Source organism: Nocardia sp. 852002-51101_SCH5132738, from assembly GCF_001665695.1.
Taxonomy (GTDB): Bacteria; Actinomycetota; Actinomycetes; order Mycobacteriales; family Mycobacteriaceae; genus Nocardia; species Nocardia nova.
In genome coordinates this window covers 1-3141 of the sequence record NZ_LZML01000118.1, presented here as the reverse complement: position 1 = coordinate 3141, position 3141 = coordinate 1, and the positions used below count along the sequence as shown (strand labels likewise).

The window sequence follows — 3141 nt, the reverse complement described above, 5'->3', positions numbered from 1 at the left end:
ACACGAGTGTCGAAGTCGCGGTGGCGGTACCCGTTTCGGGAGTTCACCCGCTCGTCGGAGCGTTCGCCGTAGCCGGCGCCACACACCGTGTCGGCTTCGGCGCTCATCATGGCCTGAATGAACGTGGACATCATCTCGCGCAGCAGGTCCGGGCTCGCGACGGCGAGTTGGTCCGACAGCATCTTGGACGGGTCGATAGGCTGGACAGAGGTCATCGCGTGAACTTTCTTTCCTTCAAGTGACTTGCCGGTCTTTTGAAGGATCACGCGGTGACCACCCCCTATCCGGCTACGACACGCCCGCACTTTGCTGGCGTCCGGCCATACACCATCCTGCTGGACTCAACCTGGAAACAGTGCCCACTGAGCCCGGATCCACCGGTCGATGAGCTGGTGAAAGTAGGTGGAGATGCCTTGGAGCTGCAATGATCGGGTTGTCGAAGCTCAAATCAGGCTGACCGGTCCCCGATGGCGCGGCCGGTGATCGAGGCCATGGTCGCGTGCGAACAGTCGAATACATCCGCATCGACACCACATGGCCCAGGTTGGGGCGAGAATCGAGCGTGTTGTGACCGTGTCGTGGCGGCGTTTTCCCCGACGATCCTAGTCCGACCAGAGAGGATGCGTCAGCTGTGGCGAAGACGATGAGCCTGCTGAACGTCGACTGGGTTCGGTCACTCGATGTCGCCAACGCGGCGGCGGTCCTTCTGTCCGACGCCGCCCGGTACACATCTCCCGATCGATGCGGGTGGAGCAGTTGAGTAGCCATTGCCCGCGCCTCGCCCCGGATCGATGTCGGCCGGGGTTGTGGCGCGACTGATTTCGAAATCTCTGCGGGTCGGTGGTAGGTGGAGGAGGGGTGGCATCGCGCAACGATGCCGCCGGAGAAGTCTCACTGAGCCCATATCCCTCGAGGATGACGCAACCGAACGAGGTTCACACACGAGGTCACCTTCACCGATGTCATCGATCATCACCCTCTCTGGCGGCGGCTCGATGTCGGCGCCGACGAACTCTGGCCGCGACGGGTGAACACCGCGCGGAACCGGCGGTGAACCCCGCGCTCCAGCCACCGCGGCCGGGCGCGGTGGTCCTCCGATCACCGAACAGAGGAGGGTCGTCGCGTCCGGGCCAGCGGTCGGGTGGCTCGGTTGGCTGCGGGTGCCGCGATCTACTCGGCATCGGACTCATCCGCCCGATTCGATTCCTGCGGGCCCGCTGCCGGGGCCTCGGTGAGCGCGGCGGCGTGGCTGCGGCCCGCCGATCCCCAGCCGGTGTGGGATTCGGCGCGCATGCGTTCGATCATGTGCGGGTAGTGCAGTTCGAAAGCTGGTCGCTCAGAACGGATTCGGGGCAGCTCGTAAAAGTTGTGCCGCGGCGGCGGGCTGCTGGTCGCCCACTCCAGAGAGTTGCCGTAGCCCCACGGATCGTCGGCGGTGACGACTTGGCCGTAGCGGTAGCTTTTGAACACGTTCCACACGAAGGTGATCATCGAGAACCCGAGGATGAACGACCCGATCGTAGAGATCGTGTTGAGGGTGGTGAACCCGTCGGCGGGAAGGTAATCGGCGTAGCGGCGGGGCATGCCTTCGGCGCCGAGCCAGTGCTGCACCAAGAATGTGGTGTGGAAACCCAGGAACGTGGTCCAAAAGTGCAGCCGGCCCAGGCGTTCGTCGAGGAAGCGGCCGGTGAACTTCGGGAACCAGAAGTAGATGCCGCCGAAGGTCGCGAACACGATCGTGCCGAACAGCACGTAGTGGAAGTGCGCGACGATGAAATAGGTGTCGGTGATGTGGAAATCCAGCGGCGGGCTCGCCAGCAGCACCCCGGACAGGCCGCCGAACAGGAAGGTGGTGACGAATCCCAGCGACCACAGCATCGGGGTTTCGAACGTCAAGTGCCCCTTCCACATGGTGCCGATCCAGTTGAAGAACTTCACCCCCGTAGGTACCGCGATGAAAAACGACATCAGGGAGAAGAACGGCAGCAGCACCGCGCCGGTAGCGAACATGTGGTGCGCCCACACCGCTGATGAGAGTGCGGCGATGGCGATGGTCGCGTACACGAGAGCGGTGTAGCCGAAGACGGGTTTGCGGCTGAACACGGGAAGGATTTCGGTGATGATTCCGAAGAAGGGTATCGCCACGATGTAGACCTCGGGGTGGCCGAAGAACCAGAACAGATGCTGGTAGAGGATCGGGCCGCCGGTGGCCGGGTCGTAGATGTGCCCACCGAGATGTCGATCCACCTCCAGGCCCATCAGGGCGGCGGTCAGGATCGGGAACGCTTCGAGCACCAGAATGCTGGTGACGAGGATGTTCCAGGTGAAGATCGGCATCCGGAACAGGGTCATGCCCGGCGCGCGCAAACACACGACGGTGGTGATCATGTTGACTGCCCCCAGGATTGTGCCGACACCCGAGACCGCCACCCCCATCACCCATAGGTCGGCGCCGACGCCGGGGGAGTGCACGGCCAGGCTCAGCGGCACATACGCCGTCCACCCGAAATCCGCCGCGCCACCGGGGGTTATGAATCCTGCGGTCGCAACGGTGGCGCCGAACAGGTAGAGCCAGTAACTGAGCGCGTTCAACCGCGGGAACGCCACATCGGGAGCGCCGATCTGTAGCGGCAGCACGCAGTTGGCGAACCCGAACACGATCGGTGTCGCATAGAACAGCAACATGAGTGTGCCGTGCATGGTGAACAACTGGTTGTACTGCTCATTCGACAGAAACTGCAGCCCGGGCCGTGCGAGTTCGGCACGCATCAGCAGCGCCATCAACCCGCCGATGAGGAAGAACGAGATCGCGGTGAAGATGTACATGACGCCGAGCAGTTTCGGGTCGGTGGTGGTGACGATCTTCCACATCGCCGCGCCCTTGGGGCCCATCCGCGCCGGGAACGGGCGCTCGGCCTGCGGGACGGGCTGGATTTCGACGGGCGCTGCAGACAACGGTGAATCCCCTCTCGGTCGACATCCTCGGCGGGCGTGGTGGTGCGTACCCCGGCCGTCGGACGATCGGACCCATCGGTGCATCGTTGCCGCTGAGCGAGACGCCGGGGTGATGTGAACTGGATCCGCTGCCGACGGCGTGCGCCGGGAGATTCGGTGGGGTGTGTCACCGGTCTTAGTTTATAC

The 3141-nt window shown here is 63.7% G+C and carries 2 protein-coding genes; both read right to left on the bottom strand.

Features of this window, described 5'->3' with window-relative positions; translation table 11 throughout:
• Positions 1–215 (bottom strand): transposase (locus A5789_RS17480; RefSeq protein ID WP_197516638.1); only part of this gene is annotated, 215 nt, incomplete at its 3' end.
• A 955-nt stretch (positions 216–1170) separates the two neighbouring features.
• Complete coding sequence (gene ctaD / locus A5789_RS17475) at positions 1171–2892, bottom strand: cytochrome c oxidase subunit I (protein WP_063013271.1); 1722 nt, start codon at positions 2890–2892, stop codon at positions 1171–1173.
• Positions 2893–3141: the final 249 nt, after the last annotated feature.